15 protein-coding genes and 1 tRNA gene are annotated in these 20,220 nt (G+C 65.4%); 8 read left to right on the top strand and 8 right to left on the bottom strand.

The features are described 5' to 3' along the window. Positions 1–619: DUF4189 domain-containing protein (locus IT549_RS11430; protein ID WP_292973257.1), on the bottom strand; the 619-nt coding region annotated here is incomplete at its 3' end. Positions 620–1,013: 394 nt separating this feature from the next. Here IT549_RS11430 and IT549_RS11435 point away from each other — a divergent pair. From IT549_RS11435 to IT549_RS11445, 3 genes are all read left to right on the top strand, one after another. Further along, on the top strand, positions 1,014–2,555 hold the full coding sequence (locus IT549_RS11435; protein WP_292973259.1) for an amidase: 1,542 nt from the start codon (positions 1,014–1,016) through the stop codon (positions 2,553–2,555). Next, positions 2,552–3,139 carry a Crp/Fnr family transcriptional regulator gene (locus IT549_RS11440; RefSeq protein WP_292973261.1) on the top strand — a complete coding sequence of 196 codons (588 nt, stop codon included), beginning with the start codon at positions 2,552–2,554 and terminating at the stop codon, positions 3,137–3,139. Before IT549_RS11435 ends, IT549_RS11440 begins: the two co-directional genes overlap by 4 nt. A gap of 83 nt (positions 3,140–3,222) precedes the next feature. Then, a complete protein-coding gene (locus IT549_RS11445; protein ID WP_292973263.1) occupies positions 3,223–3,411 on the top strand; it encodes a DUF2892 domain-containing protein in 189 nt (62 codons plus the stop codon). A 90-nt stretch (positions 3,412–3,501) separates the two neighbouring features. Here the strand turns inward: IT549_RS11445 and IT549_RS11450 are convergent, their stop codons facing one another. From IT549_RS11450 to sppA, 4 genes are all read right to left on the bottom strand, one after another. Continuing rightward, the gene (locus tag IT549_RS11450) at positions 3,502–6,462 is read right to left on the bottom strand and encodes a hypothetical protein (protein WP_292973265.1); all 2,961 of its coding nucleotides are present in this window, start codon (positions 6,460–6,462) and stop codon (positions 3,502–3,504) included. A 150-nt stretch (positions 6,463–6,612) separates the two neighbouring features. Beyond that, complete coding sequence (gene tig, locus IT549_RS11455; RefSeq protein WP_292973267.1) at positions 6,613–8,109, bottom strand: trigger factor; 1,497 nt, start codon at positions 8,107–8,109, stop codon at positions 6,613–6,615. Positions 8,110–8,164: 55 nt separating this feature from the next. Further along, a tRNA-Leu gene (locus IT549_RS11460) sits at positions 8,165–8,249 on the bottom strand. 108 nt (positions 8,250–8,357) lie between these two features. Next, a complete protein-coding gene (gene sppA, locus IT549_RS11465) occupies positions 8,358–10,232 on the bottom strand; it encodes a signal peptide peptidase SppA (protein ID WP_292973269.1) in 1,875 nt (624 codons plus the stop codon). Between the two features lie 128 nt (positions 10,233–10,360). On the opposite strand from sppA, the gene IT549_RS11470 reads away from it, so the two are divergent. Beyond that, positions 10,361–11,356 (top strand): aspartate carbamoyltransferase catalytic subunit, encoded by a 996-nt coding sequence (locus IT549_RS11470; protein WP_292973271.1) that lies wholly within the window; start codon positions 10,361–10,363, stop codon positions 11,354–11,356. Continuing rightward, complete coding sequence (locus tag IT549_RS11475) at positions 11,353–12,585, top strand: dihydroorotase (protein ID WP_292973273.1); 1,233 nt, start codon at positions 11,353–11,355, stop codon at positions 12,583–12,585. The genes IT549_RS11470 and IT549_RS11475 overlap by 4 nt, the downstream gene beginning before the upstream one ends. A gap of 60 nt (positions 12,586–12,645) precedes the next feature. Here IT549_RS11475 and IT549_RS11480 read toward each other — a convergent pair whose 3' ends face one another. From IT549_RS11480 to IT549_RS11490, 3 genes are read right to left on the bottom strand one after another with little or no spacing between them, the layout of a single operon-like run. Then, positions 12,646–14,100, bottom strand: coding sequence for a tetratricopeptide repeat protein (locus tag IT549_RS11480; RefSeq protein WP_292973275.1), 1,455 nt, complete (start codon positions 14,098–14,100; stop codon positions 12,646–12,648). A 27-nt stretch (positions 14,101–14,127) separates the two neighbouring features. Beyond that, the gene (locus IT549_RS11485; protein ID WP_292973277.1) at positions 14,128–14,583 is read right to left on the bottom strand and encodes a hypothetical protein; all 456 of its coding nucleotides are present in this window, start codon (positions 14,581–14,583) and stop codon (positions 14,128–14,130) included. A gap of 14 nt (positions 14,584–14,597) precedes the next feature. Continuing rightward, on the bottom strand, positions 14,598–15,317 hold the full coding sequence (locus IT549_RS11490; protein WP_292973279.1) for a ParA family protein: 720 nt from the start codon (positions 15,315–15,317) through the stop codon (positions 14,598–14,600). A gap of 251 nt (positions 15,318–15,568) precedes the next feature. Between IT549_RS11490 and IT549_RS11495 the strand changes: the two genes are divergently transcribed. The 3 genes from IT549_RS11495 to IT549_RS11505 all read left to right on the top strand — a co-directional run bounded on the left by IT549_RS11495 (position 15,569) and on the right by IT549_RS11505 (position 20,182). Further along, a complete protein-coding gene (locus IT549_RS11495) occupies positions 15,569–16,591 on the top strand; it encodes an SPOR domain-containing protein (RefSeq protein ID WP_292973281.1) in 1,023 nt (340 codons plus the stop codon). Between the two features lie 53 nt (positions 16,592–16,644). Beyond that, positions 16,645–17,820: a DUF418 domain-containing protein gene (locus IT549_RS11500; RefSeq protein ID WP_292973283.1), complete on the top strand. Its 1,176-nt coding sequence runs from the start codon at positions 16,645–16,647 to the stop codon at positions 17,818–17,820. Positions 17,821–17,893: 73 nt separating this feature from the next. Next, positions 17,894–20,182 (top strand): autotransporter outer membrane beta-barrel domain-containing protein, encoded by a 2,289-nt coding sequence (locus IT549_RS11505; protein ID WP_292973285.1) that lies wholly within the window; start codon positions 17,894–17,896, stop codon positions 20,180–20,182. Positions 20,183–20,220: the final 38 nt, after the last annotated feature.

The following is a 20,220-nucleotide window of genomic DNA, read 5'->3' on the forward strand; positions in this document are numbered from 1 at the left end:
CACCGGCCAACCAGACATCGGGCTGCCAGGGGCGCCCGTTGAGGCGCGCGCCATCGATCCAGGCGATTGCGCCGTGGAGCCGCATGGGGTTGCCCTGCGGCGCAAAGATCTCCGAAGTATCGCCAACCCGAGCATTGGCCGGGGCCTGACCAGGATTGGCGGTAACCGTATTCAGCAGAATGCACTCATCCGATTTCTGGCGGCAATAATCGAGAACCCGGCGCTGCGCGCCCGACTTCTTCGCGTCATCGCTGGCATAGAGCCCGCCCAGCACCCCGCGCGCGATTGCAACCGATCCGTTGACATTGCTGGTGGCCAGACTGCAGCCACTGCCCATCACCCGGTTGCAGGCAGCCATCGCGGCAGCTTCGGCCCGCTGCTTGCTGCGAAAACCGGCGGCGATCCAGGCATCGCTGGAATTCTGGTGCCAGGCCGCAGCATAGAAATTGTCGATTGCCCGCATCTGCACTCGCGGCGCGGCGCCCGGGCCAGACCCGTCACGCACACAAACCGGCATCGGCGCGACGCCATTGCCGCCGCCGGTGGTTCCGACCTGACGTTCGCCCGGACCAGGCCCACCGCCACAGATAAAGGTCTGCGCCGCCGCTGGGGCGGGCATGAACAGGGCGAGCAAGAGAATGGCGCAGACCCCAGCGAAACCGGCTGCGAAACGCGCAGAAAGATGCCTCATACCAGCGCTTTTACGCGATCGGCCAAGGCCAGGCCAGCCGCCAAGATGTACCGGTTGCCGGAGCCTTGCACCCGGACACGACCACAGCCCGTTTCTGGCCGGGCGGTGTTGCAGGAGGATTCGGGGAGAATGCAGGCCGCCCGGCCAGAGGGGAGAAGGCGTAGGGAAGCGCCTTGAACCCCTTGTGGCGTTAATCGCCTAAGATACTGTAAATGGCGAAGTAAATTTTCGCCTCGACCGGCAGGGGTTAACGCTGCCCGTTCCCCGGTTGCAATGCCCACCGCGCTTGTTCAGCATGGCGCAAACCGATGGAGTCCCCGTGATGCGCCGCGTTCTGCTTGCCTTGACAATCAGCCTTGCCTTTGCCCAGCCAGCCCTTGCCAAGGAGCGCAAGACCAAGCCCAAGCCCAAGCCCGCGGCGGTGGTCGATCAGACCGCCGCTGCCGCCAACGCGGCCTCGGCGGCGGCGCTGCGCTATCTCGATGTGATCGCCCGGCTCGACGATGCGCCGGGCGGACCGCAGCTCAACGCTGTGATCGTCACCAACCCGCAGGCCCCCCAGGAAGCCGCGCGGCTCGCCTCGACCGGGCGGCTCAAGGGGCGCACGGTGCTGGTAAAGGACAACGTCGAAACCCGCGAGTGGCCCACCACCGCAGGCAGCCTGGCGCTGAAGGACAACATGACCGGCCGCGATGCGCCGCTGGTGGCGCGGATCCGCGCCGATGGCGGGGTGGTGCTGGGCAAGACCAACCTCAGCGAATGGGCCAACATCCGCTCCAACGCCAGTTCGTCGGGCTGGTCGGGCGTGGGCGGGCAGACCCGCAACCCGCATGCGATCGACCGCAACCCCTGCGGGTCGAGCTCAGGCAGCGGCGCAGCGATTGCGGCGGGCATGGCCTGGGCGGCGGTCGGCACCGAAACCGATGGCTCGATCACCTGCCCGGCCAGCGCCAACGGGATCGTCGGGTTCAAGCCCACCGTCGGGCTGGTCAGCCGGACCTACGTGGTGCCGATCAGTCACAGCCAGGACACCGCCGGACCGATGGCGACCAGCGTGGCCGATGCCGCGCTACTGCTGGGCGCGATGGCCGGCAGCGATCCCGCCGACAAGGCCACGGCCGAGGCTGACAAATACCGTACCGACTTCACCGCCGGGCTGGCGCTCTCCAGCCTGAAAGGCGTGCGGATCGGCGTGCTGCAAAAGCAGAGCGGGCGCCATCCCGGGGTCAACCGGGTGTTTGACCGCGCGCTGTCTGATCTGACCGCAGCCGGCGCGGTGCTGGTGCCGATCGCCTATGACATGCCGCCCGAACTGGGCCGCGATGAAGGCGTGGTGCTCTATTTCGAACTGCGCGAGGATCTGAACGCCTATCTGACCGCCTTGCCCGGGAACCCGCCGGTGCGATCGCTGGCCGACGTGATTCGCTTCAACAAGGACCACGCCAACGAGGAACTGCGCTGGTTCGGGCAGGAAACCTTCATCAAGGCCGACCAGCCGGTCGATCGCGCCACCTATGAAAAGGCCCGCGCCAATTCGCTGCGGCTGGCCGGGCCTGCGGGAATCGACAAGCTGCTGGCCGACAACAAGGTGGTGGCGCTGATCGCCCCCACCGAAGGTCCGGCCTGGCCGATCGACCTGGTTACCGGGGACCATTTCATCTCGGTCGGTGCGGGAACGCTGGCGGCGGTCGCGGGCTATCCGCACCTGACCGTGCCGATGGGCGATGTCGAGGGGCTGCCGGTCGGCCTGTCGTTCATCGGCGGCAAGTGGACCGACAAGCTGGTGCTCGAACTGGGCGCAGCCTATGAACGCGCGCGCACCGTCACGCTCAGGGCGCCCGGCCTGAAGCGGTGGGGGGAATGAGCGCACTGGCGATCCCGCGCGGAACGGTGCTGTTCCAGCCCGAGGCCGCCTGCCAGGGCTTCGTGGTGGTCCACAAGGGCACGATCAAGGTCTCGCTGACCGCCGAGAACGGACGCGAGATCGTGCTCTACCGGGTTCGCCCGGGCGAAGTCTGCCTGCAGACCTTCGGCTGCCTGGTCAACGGCAACGCCTATTCGGCCGAAGGCGTCGCCGAGAGCGACCTGGAGATCGAAGTGATCCCGCCGGGTGAATTCCACCGCCGGGTCGGCAGCGAGGGGCCATTCCGCGAACAGCTGTTCAGCGCCGTGGCCGCGCGGTTCTCTGATCTTGAGCGACTGGTCGAGGACGTCGCGCTGTCGAGCGTCGCCGAACGGCTGGCCCGCGCGCTGGTGCGGCTGGCCGGAAGCGACGGGATCGTCGATGCCACGCACGAGGCACTGGCGACCGAGATCGGATCGGCCCGCGAAGTGGTCAGCCGCCAGCTTGCCCAGCTTGCCCGCGACGGCATGATCGAGGTGACGCGCGGTCACATCGCCCTGCGCGATCCCGCCCGGCTGCGGTCGCTGGGTCACTGCGAGGAATAATTTCGCCGCTTGGTGACTATGTCACAGACGCCGGATGCTAACCGGTGCGATCCTTGCGCTGTCAGATGCAAGGGGACTTACCAATGACCAAGAACGAAGGAACGATCGACCGGGTGGCCCGCGTGGCACTGGGTGTGGTGCTGCTGGTGCTGGCCTTCCGCGGCCAATACACCCCTTGGACCTGGATCGGCGTGGTGCCGCTGCTGACCGGGCTGGTCGGCATGTGCCCGCTCTATTCGGTGCTGGGCATCAGCACCTGCAAGGTCCGCTAGAACGGAACTCCCTCCGTCCTGGGTCGCAGGCGGGACGTGAAAAGGCCCGGCACCTGGTGACAGGTGCCGGGCCTTTGGATTCCAGTCAGGTCAGAGCAACCAGCCCTCGTGTTCATACGCCTGCCCCCAGCCCAACAGGCCGTTGCCAGAGTCGTGATCGGGCAGGGTGTCTGCCACGGCTCGATCGGGCGCCTCCATTACCGCGAAGCCCTTGGCCGGGATCGCCGGGGCCGACAGGGCTGAAGCAAAAACGAAATCCGCCGCCGTCAAGTTGCTGAGCGTCACGCCCTGCAGCACGATCAGGTTGCCCCCCCCCAGATCGATCGCGCCATCGACGCCGTTCTGGTGGAACGAATTGCGCAGGACATCAAAACTGGTGGAATAGGCCGAAACGTCGATCCGGTCGGTGCCGGAAACGAAATCGCCGATGACATCGGCCCCGCTACCCACAGTGAAGACGAATGTGTCCGAACCGCCTTCGCCGAACAGCACGTCGTTGCCTGCCGCGCCATCCAGCGTGTCGTTGCCGCCACCACCAAGCAGCCAGTTGTCGCCGAGATTGCCCCAGATCCGGTTGTCCAGTTCGTTGCCAACGCCGAATGGCGTCTGGCCCGCCAACTGCAGGTCCTCAACATTGGCATAGAGATAGTAGCCGGCGCCCGCGATGTCGGCGATCACCATGTCCCAACCTTCGCCCGCCGCTTCGAAGGTCAGGTCTGCCGGCGTATCGACCCAATAGGCATCGTCGCCTGCGCCGCCGTTCATCAGGTCGAAGTCCCCAAGCAGCGATTGCCCGTTAAGCACATCGGCGCCGTCACCGCCGACCAGGATGTCGGTGGCAAAGTCTTCGCCCCCGACCAGGTAATCGTCCCCAGCCTCGCCGTAGAGCGCATCGGCCCCTTCGCTGCCGCGAATGTCGTCATCGCCTGACCCGCCAGCCAGGTAGTCGATGCCCAGCCCGCCTTCGAGGACGTCGTTGCCATCCTCGCCGAACAGGACATCGTTGCCGGTTTCGCCATGGACCGAATCCGCCCCTGCACCGCCCAGCAACAGGTTGTCGTTTTCGTTGCCGACGATCTGATTGTCGAGCTGGTTGCCAACGCCAAACAGGGCGGTACTTCCGAAAACCAGGTTCAGGACTTCGATGTTGTCATAGAGATAGAAACTGCTGGTCGAATTGACCAGATCGCCGCCGCCGGGACCGAATTCGAACACCAGGTCGCCAAGATTATCGACCCAATAGGTATCGGCATCGTCTCCGCCGTAAAGCAGGTCGGTGCCAGCACCGCCGAACAGGAAATCGTTGCCCGATCCGCCCACGATCGTGTCATTGCCAGCTTCGCCCGAAAGGACATCGGAACCGTCAAGCCCTTGGATGATGTCGTCACCATCACCGGCGTAGAACACGTTGTGGGCGGAATTGCCGACATAGCTGTCAGCCGCACTGGTGCCCAGAGTCCCCGGCTGAGGGAAAACATACGAGGAGTCGACGATGATCTGATCGGTCAGGATCGCGCTTGCGGTAACGCCGGTCAGGCGCAGGAACGACACGAAATTGTCCGCACCGCCATCCCGGTCGATCTGGAACAGGGTGTCGCCGCCGTCCTGAACGATCCGGAAATGTCCGTTGCGGGTGGCCTCTTCAAGCCACATCGCGAAATTGGGCATCGCGAATGAGAACATTCCCCGGATATCGATCGTCTCGGCGAGGTTGCCTGCCTCGAAATCGCTGACAGTGACCATTCCGGTTTCGCTCAGGTTCGCAATCGCACTGGCTGTCAGGACCAGCTGATCGTTGCCTGCACCAAGGCTGGCCGTGGCGACCCCGTTGTTCAGATCAAGATAGAGCGTGTCGTTGCCATCGCCTGCTTCGATCACGCTGGAAAGCGCGCCCCGGACATGGATGTAGTCACTGCCGGCACCGCCCAGCATCGTCACCGAATCCACACCCGGGGTCAGAAACCGGATAAATTGGATAAAGTCGTTGCCATCGCCGCCATCAAGCAGGACCGTCGTCCCTGGCGATTGGTTGGCCAGGCTGACGGTCAGAATATCATTGCCCAGGCCGCCGTTCAGCGTGTCATTGCCGCCTGCGTAACTGACCAGGCTGTCACGTCCATCGCCGCCTTCGAGCAGATCATCCCCGCCCCCGCCGTCCAGGGAATCATCGCCATCGCCGCCAAGCAGGTGGTCATCGCCCTGACCGCCCCACAGGATGTCGTTACCCCCAAGTCCGGTCAGCGTATCGTCCGCACCATGCCCGAACAGGAAATCGGTTGTTGAGGTACCGGTCAAGGCAATCGGATCAATGATGCCGCCGGCGAGCGGGAAGCCCAGATTGGCGGGCGTAAGGCTGGCCGCGCTGACATTGCGCAGTACTGCAAGCGTCGTCACGTCACTGCCGGGCCCGCTTCCGTCCGCATCCCAGCGCACCAGGGTGTCTGCACCCTGCTGCACCAGCAAGAAGATGCCCTCCGCAAAGGGATTGGCGCTGGCCAGTTCAACCAGGTGCCCATCCTCCTGGTACACAATGCGGAGCTGATCGCCGCCTGCACCCGCCTGAAAATCAACAATCTCGATCGGTGCAGTTCCGCCAGGCACACCTGTACGCTGGAGAAAGACCATGTCCTGTCCCGCGCCAAGTGTCAGCGCGGTGTTGTGCGTGGCGATGTCCACCGTTGCGAAGTCATCGCCATCGCCCAGGTTCAGCGCCAGATTTGCGATCGGACCAACCGTGGCCCGGTCGTTGCCGCTGCCCAGATCTATAGTGAGCGTATCAGCGCCGATGACCGGATTGTACGTTCCGCCAACAAGAATGGAAAAACGGCCATAGCGAAATGTATCATTGCCGGTTCCGCCCAGAACCGAAACTGTCGCGAGCGGCAGATCGACCAGCTCAACATTGATGGTATCGTTGCCATCACCGCCGTCGATCGTATCATTCCCGCCGCGACCATAGATCACGTCATCGCCACCCAGCCCGGCGATCATATCGTCGCCCGGGGTGCCATTTAGAGTATCGGGATCGGGGGTGCCGGTAATATCAGCCACGGGATCGCTCCTGCATGGAATCGCGCAAAGGCAGTCGATTCAAGCGGATACCTGCTCCCAATACCGCGCTGCTGGCAAGCGTTTTTATGTTCCAAAGAAAAAGGCCCCGCGATTACTCGCAGGGCCTTTCGGTTTTTTGTGCAGAAAGACTTACTTCTTGGCTGCTGCTTTCTTGGCGGGAGCCTTCTTTTCAGTCTTTTCTTCCTTGGCCGCAGCTTCCTTCTTGGGAGCCTTTTCCTTGGCCGGCTTGGCTTCAGCCTCATCCTTCTTGGCTGCAGCCTTCTTCGCCGGAGCCTTCTTGGCCGGAGCCGGAGCGGCTTCTTCGGCTTCGATCGCGGCCTGCAGTTCCTCGCGGGTCACGGTCTTTTCGGTGACTTCGGCCTTGTCGAACAGGAAGTCGACCACCTTGTCTTCATAAAGCGGCGCGCGCAGCTGGGCGGCGGCCAGCGGATCCTGCTGGATGTATTCAACGAACCGCTGGCGGTCTTCCGGGCGGTACTGCTGGGCCGCCTGGCTGACCAGCATGCTCATTTCCTGCTGGGACACTTCGACGCCGTTGGCCTGGCCGATTTCCGACAGGAGCAGCCCCAGGCGCACGCGGCGCACGGCGATCGCTTCGTATTCGCCCTTTTCGTCCTCGATTTCCTTCAGCGCGGCAGCCGGATCGGCTTCCTGCTGGGCTTCCTGCTGGAGCTGGGCCCAGATCTGCTGGAATTCGGCGGCAACCATGCTGGGCGGTACGTCGAAATCGTGGCCGGCGGCCAGCACGTCGAGCAGCGCGCGCTTCATCTGGGTGCGGGTGAGGCCGGCAGTTTCCTGCTCAAGCTGGCCGCGCAGCAGACCCTTGAGCTGTTCAAGGTCGGTCAGCCCTAGGCTCTTGGCGAAATCGTCATCGATCTTGGTTTCGCCCGGCACCTTCACGGCCTTGACGACCACGTCGAACTGGGCGTCCTTGCCCTTGAGGTTTTCGGCCGGATAGTCAGCCGGGAAAGTCACCGTGATGGTCTTTTCATCACCGGCCTTCACGCCCACCAGCTGTTCTTCGAAGCCGGGGATGAAGCGGCCCGAACCCAGTTCGAGCGCGGCGTCTTCGGCCTTGCCGCCATCGAATTCGACGCCATCGAGCTTGCCGGTGAAATCGATGATCAGCTGATCGCCGTTTTCGGCCTTCTTGCCCTTCTTGGCATCTTCAAAGCTCTTCGAACCTTCGGCGATCTTGGCCACCTGGGCATCGACTTCGGCATCGCTGACCGGCACGACCAGCTTGTCGAGCTTGAGGCCATCGACCGAGGGAGCCGGGATGGTGGGCAGCACTTCGAGCGAAACGGTCAGTTCGGCATCCTTGCCTTCCTCGTACCCGTCGCCCAGCGCGATCTGCGGCTGCATTGCGGGACGCAGCTGGTTATCGCCCAGCAGCTTCTGCACCGCTTCCTGCACCGAGGTGTTGAGCGCTTCCTGATGGAGTGCCGGGCCGTGCATCTTCTTGACCAGGTTGGCGGGCACCTTGCCGGGGCGGAAGCCGGGCATGCGCACTTGCGGGGCGATCTTCGCCACTTCGCCGTCAATGCGCGCGGCAATGTCCTTGGCCGCGATCTTCACGCTGTAGGCGCGCTTCAAACCCTCGTTGGTGGTCTCGACAATCTGCATGACAAAAGAAGCCTTCTTTGAATCTTTCCGGTTCGCCGCGACATCGGCACGGGACTGGTGCGGGCGAAGGGACTCGAACCCCCACATCTTGCGATACTGGAACCTAAATCCAGCGCGTCTACCAGTTCCGCCACGCCCGCAGCCCAGCGAAGTTCCAGAAATCCCGCCCGCATCACGCGCGAGAGTCCTGAATCAAGCGGTGGCCCTTAGTGGCCCCTTGGGCAAAGGGCAAGCGGCGAAAGCGCGGTTCAGCCGATCCCCAGCACGCCTGCCAGCCGGACCAGCCAGTTACGGTCGGCATCACGCGGCAATCCGGCCTCCGGCGCAGGGCAATCAAGGCACAGCGCCTGCGCCCCCTGGACCGTCCCCAGCCGGGCCAGCGCGCCCAGTGCATTGCGCTGTGCGGCCTGCTGACGCAGCGCCATTTGCGCGAACATATCGCCGCCCGTGCCGGCATCCTCCTCGTCGCCGCCACCCAGCCGCTCAAGCAGGCTGGCATAGGGATCGACGTCCTTGCCATAGTACTGGGCATGCCAGCTATCGAGCTTGGCCTGCTTCGCCGCCCAGGCCAGCGCATCGTCCAGCCCTCCGAACTGATCGACCAGGCCGATCTGGCGCGCGGTGCCGCCATCCCAGGCCCGGCCCTGGGCGATGGCATCGACCTGTTCAACGCTTTTGCCGCGCGCCTTGCCAACCAGACCGATGAACTGCCGGTAACCGGATTCGATCATCCCCTGCATCATCGCCTTGGCTTCGGGCGTGAAGCCGCCGGTGATGTCGGGCTGGCCGCTCAGCGGAGTGGTGCGCACCCCGTCGGAAGTAACCCCGTATTGCGCCAGGGTCTGTTCGAACGAGGGCACGATCGCGAAGATCCCGATCGAGCCGGTAACCGTGCCCGGCTGGGCGAAAATCCGCTGGCCGCCGGTCGATATCCAGTAGCCGCCACTGGCCGCGACATTGGCCATCGAAATGGCCACCGGCCGGCCCTTGGCCTTGAACCGTTCAACCGCCTTGCGCACCTGTTCCGAGGCCAGCGCCGATCCGCCCGGCGAATCGATCCGCAGCACCAGCGCGGCGGCATCATCGGCATTGGCTTCATCGACCAGCGCCGCGATCCGGTCTCCCCCGGCGGTTCCGGGGCCGGCCTTGCCATCGACGATGTTTCCAGCGACCGTCACCACCGCAACCGCCTTGCCAGCGCTGTCGCGCGGATGCGCCGCCAGCAGGGCTGACATGCCGGTGTGGGCATAGCTGCCCGGCTTGTCGGTCGATCCGTCAGCCCCGGCCAGTTCCTTCACCCGATTGCCGAATTCAACATCGTCACCCAGCCGGTCAACCAGTCCGGCCTTGAGCGAAGCCTGCGCCAGATCCCCGTTCGACGCCTTGAGCCAGCCTTCGGGATCCTTCGTCACCAGCCCCAGCTGGGCCTTGGGACGGGCCTTGGCGACATTGGCCTGCCATTCCTCGAAGATCGCGCCCAGCAGCGCGCCGCGCGCTTCCTTCGACGGGGCCGAGGCCTTGTCGAGCAGGTAGGGTTCGACGAAATCCTTGTAGGTCCCGACCTTGAAGACGTGGACGTTGACCTTGAAGCGTTGCAGCAGCCCGGCGAAATAGGTGTGGCTGCCGCCCGGCCCGGCGACCACGGCCCCGCCCATCGGATGGACCCAGGCTTCGCTGGCATGCGCGGCCAGCATCACGCCATCGTCCAGATAGGCAATCCCATAGGTCAGCACCGGCTTTTTCGCCGCGCGCACCTCGTCCATCGCGGCGCCGATTTCTTCGATGTTGACCAGCCCGCCGCCGGCAAAGCTCGACAGGTCAAGCACCACCGCCTTGATCCGGTCATCGCTGGCCGCCAGCCGGATCGCCCGGACAACATCGCGGGCGCGGTATTCGCGCACCTGGGCGGAACCCGCCAGCAAGGTCAGCGGATCGGCGCTCGCCGGTTCTTCCACCACCGTGCCGTTCAGCCGGATCAGCAGCGCGCCGTCCCGGACCTGCCCGGCGCTGGGCCGGCTGGTCAGTGCCCCGAACAGCAGCATGAAGAACAACAGCATGAACAGCAGCACCAGGCCGTCCTTGATCGCGACAAGCAGGTGCCAGACCTTGCGGGCAAAAATCATTGGGGTGTCCCGTTGGAAAGTGTTGCCAGCGACATAGGCAGGCATTTCACGAATGACCAGTCTTCGGTCGATGAACTGCCGACTGCGCCTTGCGGACTGCGCATCGCCTCGCTATGGCACCGTCTTCAATGACATCGCCGAACCATGACGCGACGGGCCGCTATCCGGCAGGCTCCGCCGCCTTTCCGCACCGCAGCCTGACCGGGCTGGCGGGACTGGCCCCGTGGGAGATCCTGTTCCTGCTCGACGAGGCCGAGCAATGGGTCGAACTGAACCGCCAGCCGCACAAGCGCGTTGACCGGCTGGCCGGGCTGACGATCATCAACGCCTTCTTCGAAAACAGCACGCGCACGCTGCTGAGCTTCGAGATTGCGGGCAAGCGGCTGGGCGCCGATGTGGTCAACATGCACGCCGCGCAAAGCTCTGTGAAAAAGGGCGAGACGCTGATCGACACGGCGATGACGCTGAACGCGATGCACGCCGATGCGATCGTGATCCGCCACCAGAGCTCGGGTGCGGTGCGGCTGATTGCCGACAAGGTCGATTGCCCGGTGCTCAACGCCGGGGACGGCCAGCATGAACACCCCACCCAGGGCCTGCTCGATGCGCTGACCATCCGCCATGCCAAAGGCGCGGAGTTCGCCGGGCTGCGCGTGGTGATCTGCGGCGATATCCTGCACAGCCGGGTGGCGCGATCGAACATCCACTGCCTGACCACGCTGGGCGCCGACGTGCGGGTCTGCGCGCCGCCGGCGCTGATGCCCGCTGATATCGAGGCGCTGAAGGTGACCCCGTTCCACGATTTCGACGCCGCGCTGGCCGGGGCCGATGTGGTGATGATGCTGCGCCTCCAGCAAGAGCGGATGAGCGGCCAGTTCATCCCTTCTCCGCGCGAATACCGCCATCTCTACGGTCTGACGCTGGACCGGCTGGCCAGGGCCCGCGGTGATGCGCTGGTGATGCACCCGGGGCCGATGAACCGCGGGGTCGAAATCGACAGCAATGTGGCCGACCTGGCCGGGCGCAGCGCGATTACCACCCAGGTCGAAATGGGCGTGGCGATCCGGATGGCCTGCCTTGACGTACTGACCCGAAGGACCCGCGGTGTGGAGGGCTGGCAATGAGCGCGCCGCGTCCCCTGACCATCACCGGCGGCCAGCTGGTGCTGCCCGGCAGGCCTCCTGCCCCCGGATCGCTGCGCTGCGAAGGCGGCGTGATCACTGCAATCGGCGGGGCCATCGCCGGCCCGGATGACCTGGTGATCGAAGCCCGCGGCGCGCTGATCGCGCCCGGGCTGGTCGACCTGGGGGTCTTCGCGATCGACAAGCCGGCCTTCCATTTCGGCGGGATCACCCGCGCCGCGCTGATGCCCGATCAGGGCGTCGTGCTCGACAAGCCCAGCTCGGTCCGCTTTGCCGCGCAATCGGGCAAGCCCGACCTGTGGGTCCACCCGCTGGCTGCCGCGACCCGCGATCTGGCGGGCACCGAAATCGCCGAACTGGCGCTGATGCGCGATGCCGGGGCCCGCGCGGTCGCCACCGGGCGCCGCTGGATCGGCGATTCGGGCACGATGCACCGCTTGCTGTCCTATGCCGCAATGCTGGGACTGGTGGTGATCACCCATGCCGAAGACGGCGGGATGACCGGATCGGCGGTGGCCACCGCCGGCGAAATGGCGACCCGGCTGGGCCTGCCCTCTGCGCCTTCGGCCGCCGAGGCCCTGGCGATCGCGCGCGATCTGGCGCTGGCTGAACTGACCGGCGCGCGGATCCACTTCCGCCAGGTTACCACCGCAGCCGGGCTTGACCTGGTCCGCGCGGCCAAGGCGCGCGGGATCAGGGTGACTGCCGGGGTAACCCCGGCACATTTCATGCTGTCGGACACGGCGATCAGCGATTTCCGCACCTTCACCCGGCTGTCCCCGCCGCTGCGCAGCGAGGCTGACCGGCAGGCGGTGCTGGCGGCCTTGGCCGATGGCACGATCGACGTGGTCGCCTCGGGCCACGATCCGCGCGGGCCGGAAGACAAGCGCCTGCCCTTTGCCGATGCCGAACCGGGCATGGCCGGGGCCGAAACGCTGCTGGCGCTGACGCTGGGTCTGGTCCGCGATGGCGTGATCGACCTGCCCCGCGCCTTCGATCTGCTGGCTGCCAACCCGGCCCGGTTGCTGGGGGTGCAGGCCGGCCGGCTTGAACACGGGCTTGAGGCGGATCTGGCGCTGATCGATCCGGCCAAGCCGTGGGTGGTCGATTCGGACAGGATGGCCGCCGCCGCCGGTAACACCCCGTTTGACAAGCAGGGGGTGGAAGGCCGCGTCATCGCGCTGTTCAAGGGCGGCGCAGCGGTAGGCTGAAACACAAAACCCCTCCCGCGATGGGGAGGGGCTGCGATCCCGTTATCGGGTTATGTTCGGTTATTTCTTGCGGGCGTTGGCCGGGCCAGCCGGGGCCTTGGCAACCGGTGCGGGCGCGGCCTTGGGCTTGAACGCCAGCTTCGGCGCGGCCTTGACCTTTGCCCGGGCATAGGCCGGAGCATTGCGCGACGTGCTGACCGAATAGGCGAAGCACACCCCGCCACGGTTCTTCACCGCCGAGCACAGCCCGCCGGCACCGCGACCATCAAGCCCGGCAGCGGCGACGCGCCAATAGCGCTTGCCCTTCACCGTGGCCTGGCTGATCGCCATCTTGAAATTGCGCAGTTCGGGGTTCTTCTTGGCGTAGTAACCCCAGGCGCGGCGAGCGCCCTGCTCGCTGGCGAACGAGCCGAGCTGGACGGCGTGGCTCGAGCCCTTGCCAGCCACGCGGGCCGCAACATGACGCGGACGCAGACCGGGGCGATGGGCAACCGCCTTGGGCTTGGCCGGAACCACCGCCGCCGCGACGCGCACCGGGCGCGGCTTGGCCTTGGCAACCGGCGCGCTGTCAGGCGCCGCGGGCAGCGGCTGAACCACTTCGCCGGAATTGAATTGCTGCGAGAACGCCTCGGGCGTCTGTTCGGCCTGGGCCACGGCGGGAGCATCGACCGGGCGATACTGGGCCAGTGAGGCAGCATTTTCGCCGGTGGCCGGCAGTTCGCCGCCCGGAGCCGGATTGCGTGCTGCGCCGGTTTCAGCAGCCAGCTGGACCTGATCGCCATTGGCACTGAGCGCCAGAGCGGCGGGCTGGCCCGCATCGGCCCGCATCGGCGCCTTGAGCAGGCTGGCGACACGCAGCTTCGAATCTTCCGGCTTGGCCTGCGCGGCCCAGCCCGACAGGCGGCTATCAAGCTGATCGGCCGGCACATCCTGCGCGGCCATCAGCCGGGCTTCGCGCCAGCGCCCGTCCAGCGCAAAAGCATAGGCCAGGTTCTGGCGCAGCTTGGGCGACTTGTCGCCAGCGCGCAGCGCGTCGGTCAGGATCGCGACACCGCGCCCTGTTTCACCGGCCAGCGCATAGGCCAGGCCCAGGTCCGAAGCCGGGATGGCATCGCGCCAGTCATTGAGGATGCCCACGGCTTCCTGGCCGCGGCCCGCACCGATATAGGCCAGCGACAGCGACAGCGCGGTCTTGGTCGAATTGTCGCCCAGCTTCATCGCATCGTTGAAGGTGGTCACCGCACTATCGAAGCGGCCGGCGCGCAGATAGGCCTGGGCCAGCAGCGCACGATAGCCCGCTTCGCGCGGATTGGCCGCAACCACAGCTTCGGCCAGACCGATCGCCTTTTCCGCATCACCCTTGACCAAGGCCTTCTGGGCTTCGGCGGCAGTCTTGTCGGGCGTGTTCTTGGCGACAGCGCCAGTGCTGAAGCCAACGCTTGCGGCCATGGCCACGGCGATCGCCCCGGCAACACCGATTGGCAGGACCGAACGACGGATGCGGTTGCTATTCATGGGGAAAACTCCCTTCCTCTCAAAACTTTACTTGCGACGCTTGGCCACGTGGGCGGCCAGTTCGGCGACATCGGGCAGGCTGTCGAGCAGCTCGTCGAGCGCCTGGGTAACCAGTTGCTGGGCGCTGCGACCCTTTACCGTGCAGGCCAGCCGCAGCTTGAGGTGGCGTTCGGCATCGACCCGCAGCGTGAAAGCCGCGCGGCGGCCATCGGCCAGCGCCGAGCGGCGATCCTGGGCCACCTTGTCAGCGATTGCGCGCTGCTGGCGGACCACTGCGGGAACATGCGCTTCGACGCGCGATTCCGCGTTGATGGGAACCACTTCGGCTTCATGCGCCGGGTGATCGTGCCCCATGTCGTTCCAGCCGAGATCCTCGTGGCTGACCATCACCGCACTCGCCTGCGAACGCATCGCGGGCTTGGCGCCGCCCTTGCGCGCCAGCAGGGTCGGGCTCAGCGAGGCGAAGGGTTTGGGATCGGCCATGCCCCGGTGCTCCCTTACGAGCCCGCGACGCGGCGACCGAAGCCGCCAGCCGGGCGATGCACGCCCTGGATCGAGGAAACGCTGGTCGGCGCAGCAAAGACGGTGCGGCGGAAGTTCTTTTCCAGCCGATCGGAAATGTAGTTCCACAGTGCGGTCACTTCGGCAGCGCTGCGGCCGTTGGGATCGACTTCCATCACCGTGCGGCCATCGATCATCGAAGCCGCGAAATCGGTGCGGTGGTGCAGCGTGATCGGCGCAACAGTGCCATGCTGCGAAAGGGCAACGGCGGCTTCCGAAGTGATCTTGGCCTTGGGGGTGGCGGCGTTGACCACAAAGATCAGCGGCTTGCCGGCGCGTTCGCACAGGTCAACCGTGGCGCCCACGGCGCGCAGGTCATGCGGGCTGGGGCGGGTCGGCACGACAATCAGTTCGGCCACCGCGATGACCGACTGGATCGCCATGGTGATCGCCGGCGGCGTATCGATGACAGCCAGGCGGAAGCCCTGCTGGCGCAGTACCGCAAGATCCGAAGCCAGCCGCGCAACCGTGGTCTGGGCGAAAGCGGGGAATTCATCCTCGCGTTCGTTCCACCAATCGGCCAGCGATCCCTGCGGATCGATGTCAATCAGCACAACCGGCCCTGCGCCGGCGCGCTGAGCCTGCACGGCCAGGTGCCCGGACAAGGTCGTCTTGCCCGATCCGCCCTTCTGTGATGCCAATGCCAATACGCGCAAAGCAATTCCCCCTAAGAAAATGCAGCTAACCCAATTCGACTTGCCGTGGGGGATCGCAGATCGTTCCTAATTTTGAGTTAACGCGGGCAGCGGGGGGGCCTGCCCCGGGTTCATTCCAAGTGCATAAATCCTTTGCTAAACTTCCATTTACTATGTCAGTTTACCAATGAAGGTCGCTGCCGGTGGGACCAGGGCGGGCGCGGTTGCGCTGCCGGGCTTAACCGGACAGCCTGGCGAACAGGAAATTTTCGATGCAGCACAAAAGCTTGATTGCCGCGCTTATGCTTGGTTCGGGAGTGATTCTCTCTGCCCCGGCAAGTGCCGATACCAAGGCGGGAGTCGATGCCTGGACGCGCGGTGACTATGCTGCCGCGGTCAGGGAATGGGAGGCCCAGGCCCCCAAGGGTGATGCCGATGCGGTGTTCAATCTGGGTCAGGCCTACAAGCTGGGCAAGGGCGTAAAGCAGGACCTGATCAAGGCCGAGCAGCTGTTTGGCCAGGCCGCCGCGCTTGGCCATCTACAGGCCGCCGACAACTATGGCCTGCTGCTGTTCCAGCGCGGCGACAAGGCGCGCGGGCTGCCCTATATCCGCGCCGCCGCCGATCGCGGCGATCCGCGCGCGCAGTACCTGCTGGGGATCATGCACTTCAACGGCGAGCTTGTGCCCAAGGATTGGGTCCGGGCCTATGCGCTGACCACGCTGGCGCAGCAGCAGGGGCTGCCGCAGGCAACCAATGCGCTGACCCAGATGAACGAACACATTCCCTATGACCAGCGCCAGCAAGGGGTGCAGCTGGCCGGCGAGCTGGCCAGCCAGGCGGACGCGACGCGTGCCCGCCAGCTGGCTGCGGTCGATCTGGGCAATCAGGTGCCCAGCCCGCCCCCGGTCAGTCCAGTCAAAGGCCCGAACGTGGCAGTTGCCACTCCGGCACCGCCCCCGGCTCCGCGTCCGGTGGTGGTCCACAAGAACCCGCCTCCGGGTGTGATCGTGCCGCCGCCAGCCCCGTCGCCGCGACCCGCACCGGCCCCGCCGGCGGTCGCCGCCGGGGGCACCTGGCGCATCCAGCTGGGCGCCTTTGGCGTCGCCGCCAATGCCGATGCCCTGTGGGCGCGGATCAAGAGCCGACCCGAAGTGGCCGGGCACCAGCGGCTGAACGTAAAGTCCGGAGCGGTGACCAAGCTGCAGGCCGGCGGCTATAGCCAGGCCGCCGCCCAGGCCGCCTGTACCAAGCTGAAGGCGGCGGGCTTTACCTGCGTGGCGGTACCCAACTGACCCAGCAAACGCCTGATCGGATCCGTACGCTGGACCTGGTTCGCGGGATCGCGGTGCTGGGGATCCTGGTGGTCAACATGCCGGGCTTCGCCGGCACCGAGGTATCGCCGCTGACCCCGCACCTGCCGGTGGCGGGCAGCCTGGCCGACGAACGCGCCTTTGCCGCCAGCCTGGTGCTGTTCGAAGGCAAGATGCGCGCGCTGTTCACCCTGCTGTTCGGCGCCTCGATGCTGCTGTTCATCGAGCGCGCCGAGGCCCAGGGACGCGATGGTCAGGCGTTGCAGATCCGGCGGCTGGGGCTGCTCGCGCTGTTCGGCTACCTGCATTACGCGCTGCTGTGGTGGGGCGATATCCTGCTGATCTATGCCCTGCTGGGCCTGCTTGCGCTGGCCCTGCGCGAGATGGAGAACACCCGCCTGGCGGTGGCAGCGGTGGCATTCTTCGTGCTGTGGCATCTGGTCGGCATGGCAACAACCTGGCCGGACATCGCGCTCGATGCTGCGGTGCGCGACGGCACCGCCAGCGCCAAGCAGTTGACGGCCCACCATGACAGTCTGGCCCAATATGCCCGCAATGCGGCAACCGACCTTGGCAACTACCGCATGGGCTGGCCCGATCAGGTGATCGAAAAGCTGACCGGCGCGCCATTCTCTCCGTTTGAAATCGCGCTCAATTCGCTGGGCGAAACCGTGCCGCTGATGCTGATCGGCATGGTGCTCTACCGCACCGGCTTCTTCGCTGGCGCCTGGCCGAAGCGGCGCCTGATCCAGCTTGCCGGTTGGGGTATCGGGCTGGGTACACTGATCACCGTGCTGATGGTCTGGTATGTCTGGCAGCTTGGCTTCCCGGCACCAAGCATGTTCGCCTTCGTCGTCTACTGGTCGGCGATCCCGCACCTGCTGGTAGCAATGGGCTATCTGGCCGCACTGGTTCTGATCGCACCGCGGCTGCTCGATAGCTGGCTGGGAAACCGGCTTGAGGCTGCCGGTCGGATGGCCTTCAGCAACTATATTCTATCCAGCCTGATCATGTGCGCGATCTTCTATGGCTGGGGGCTGGGTCTGGTCGGCACGGTCGGTCATGCCGGGCAGATCCCGTTCGTTTTGCTGGGCTGGACGGTGATGCTGGCGTGGAGCCAGCCGTGGCTCGCGCGATTCCATCAGGGACCGCTCGAATGGCTGTGGCGAAGCCTGACCGAACAAAGGGTACTGGTATTTCGCAGAGGCTGATTGCACCGCCATTATTCATCTGCGATTAAGGCCCGCAACCGGATCAGAGCCGGAGCAAAAAGGGCCCCCACACATGTCGAATTCGAACATCTTCCAATCCCGCAAGATCACTATCGCGGCGCGTCCTCTGGCGCTCGGTCTGGCCATCGGCCTGGCTGCCGCAGCCTCGCCCGCTTCGGCCACCTGCACCGCGGTCGGTCTGGTGGTGACCTGCACCGGCACTTCCGGCCCCTATGTCAACACCGCCAGCGGCGTTACGCTCAACGCGCAGAGCGGCGGCACCGTGACGGGTCCGGTTGTCGTGGGCGACAATTCGACCACCACCAACTCGGGAACCTTCAATGGCGCGGCGGGCAGTGCTGCGCTGACCGTCGGGGCCAACAGCTCGGTCACCAACGCCGCAGGGGCAACGCTTACCCAGGGCGGCGGCACCGCCGGGTCCGAAGGCGTGGTGCTGGGCGATTATTCGACGCTGACCAACAATGGCACCCTGACCGCAGCCGCCGGCGTCAACGTCGCCCGGTTTGCACGTGGCGGCACTTTCATCAACAATGCCTCTGCGCCCGCCGCAGTGACCGGCAATGTGGTGTTCGGCCCCAGCCTGGGTGCTGACGTCAGCACCTTCACCAATCTCAACACCGCGTTCGGCTTTGCCGGCAATGTTTCGGCCAGCGGCAATTTCAACTTCAACAATGCGGGCAAATTTACCGGCAATGTGGTCCAGCAGCCCGCCGGCGGTACGGTGAACATCACCAACCAGACGGGCGGAACCTTTACCGGGCTGATCAACACCGGCGATTCCACCGTGGTCACCAACAACGGCACCATGACGCTGAACGGTCTTTCGGTGGTCGGCTCGTTCACTGCGGCCGGCACCAGCTTCACCAACAACAACGTCCTGAACCTGGGCAGCGCAACCACGATCGGCCGGCTCGACGTGAACGGCAACTTCACCCAGGCTGCCGGCGGCAAGCTGGGCATCGGCATTCGTGTCCCGGGTTCGGCCGGCCCGATCGCCGGGACCACCTTCAGCCAGTTGCACACCTCGGGCACCGCAACTCTGGCCGGCACGCTCGCGCTGTCGGTTAGCAGCGGCTATTATCCCACCAATTCGCTCTACAACATTGTTGTGGGCGATACCGGCGTGACCGGCAGCTTCAGCACGATCACCGGCAACCAGCTGACCTTCATCACCTTTGTCCCGGTGGGGATCGTCAATCTGACTGGCAGCCAGCAGGCCTACCAGCTGCAGGTTCAGCGCACCACCACCTATGCCGCCGGGATTGGCACGACATCGACCGCCAACCAGCTGGCGATCGCCACGGCCTTCCAGCCGATGGTTCCCTATGCCGATACCCACCTGACCAGCAATGTCGCGGCATTGGTCGGCGCGGTTGACGTGCTGACCGTCGCCCAGGCCCGGACCTTCTTCGATACGGTCAGCCCGGCGCCCTATCTGGCCTATGCCAATTCGATGCGCGATCATGCCAGCCTGTTCCAGCGGCAGGTTTCGCTGCGGATGTTCGATCACAACAGCGATCACGCGCAGAAGGGCTGGTGGTTCAACTTCGGCATGGGCGCGCTGAGCGGCCCGGTTACCGGCACCGACAAGACCAAGGTCACCGGCTGGAATGCGGCTGGCGGTTATGACTTCAGCGGTCCCAGCTATGTAATCGGCGCCGCCGCAGGCTATGCGCGCGGTTCGCTGAAGTACGCGCCGGGTTCGATGAACGGCAACGACAGCGCCTATCAGATCGGTGCCTATGGCCAGTATTCGATGGGTCCGCTGGTTGCCAGCGTGATCGTTGACTACCAGTTCGGCTCGCTCAAATCGACCAAGGCCATCACAGTCGGCACCGCCAGCGTCAGCGCGCTGGCCAGCACCAAGAGCCACCTGCTGACCGCACGCGGCACCCTGGGCGCCAATGTCGATGCGGGCGGGATCGCGTTCCGTCCCTTCGCCGGGGTTGAAGTCAATCGCGGTTCGATCAACGGGTTCACCGAAACCGGTGCCGGGGCTGCCAACCTGATCGTTGGCAAGATCAAGGCTGACCGTACCGACCTGATCGCCGGGGCGACCATTGCCCGCAACACCGGCACCTGGCGCCCCTATGTCAAGGGCACCTATCGCACCCTGATCGGCACCGCCCCGTCAACCGCGATTTCGGCCCAGTTCGTTGATGTTGCCGGGACCGGCTTCATCGTCAACGGCCGCGGCGCGGGCAAGAACGAGATCGACGTCGATGCCGGGCTCAACTGGGTTTCGGATGACGAAGGCGGGCTGTTCATTGCCTACCAGGGTACCTATCGCAACGATGTGACCAGCCACGGGTTCGTCGCCGGGATCCGGCTCGAATTCTGATCGCTGGTTCGATCGGCACAACAAAAGGGGCGCAGCGC

This window comes from Novosphingobium sp. (genome assembly GCF_020852455.1).
Taxonomy (GTDB): Bacteria; Pseudomonadota; Alphaproteobacteria; order Sphingomonadales; family Sphingomonadaceae; genus Novosphingobium.

Excerpts from the sequence above, each read along its gene's own strand:
- sppA (WP_292973269.1), bottom strand. The coding sequence starts at position 10,232 with ATGATTTTTGCCCGCAAGGTCTGGCACCTGCTTGTCGCGATCAAGGAC.
- tig (WP_292973267.1), bottom strand. The coding sequence starts at position 8,109 with ATGCAGATTGTCGAGACCACCAACGAGGGTTTGAAGCGCGCCTACAGC.
- IT549_RS11485 (WP_292973277.1), bottom strand. The coding sequence starts at position 14,583 with ATGGCCGATCCCAAACCCTTCGCCTCGCTGAGCCCGACCCTGCTGGCG.
- IT549_RS11440 (WP_292973261.1), top strand. The coding sequence starts at position 2,552 with ATGAGCGCACTGGCGATCCCGCGCGGAACGGTGCTGTTCCAGCCCGAG.
- IT549_RS11470 (WP_292973271.1), top strand. The coding sequence starts at position 10,361 with ATGACATCGCCGAACCATGACGCGACGGGCCGCTATCCGGCAGGCTCC.
- IT549_RS11475 (WP_292973273.1), top strand. The coding sequence starts at position 11,353 with ATGAGCGCGCCGCGTCCCCTGACCATCACCGGCGGCCAGCTGGTGCTG.
- IT549_RS11480 (WP_292973275.1), bottom strand. The coding sequence starts at position 14,100 with ATGAATAGCAACCGCATCCGTCGTTCGGTCCTGCCAATCGGTGTTGCC.
- IT549_RS11435 (WP_292973259.1), top strand. The coding sequence starts at position 1,014 with ATGCGCCGCGTTCTGCTTGCCTTGACAATCAGCCTTGCCTTTGCCCAG.
- IT549_RS11505 (WP_292973285.1), top strand. The coding sequence starts at position 17,894 with ATGTCGAATTCGAACATCTTCCAATCCCGCAAGATCACTATCGCGGCG.
- IT549_RS11495 (WP_292973281.1), top strand. The coding sequence starts at position 15,569 with ATGCAGCACAAAAGCTTGATTGCCGCGCTTATGCTTGGTTCGGGAGTG.
- IT549_RS11445 (WP_292973263.1), top strand. The coding sequence starts at position 3,223 with ATGACCAAGAACGAAGGAACGATCGACCGGGTGGCCCGCGTGGCACTG.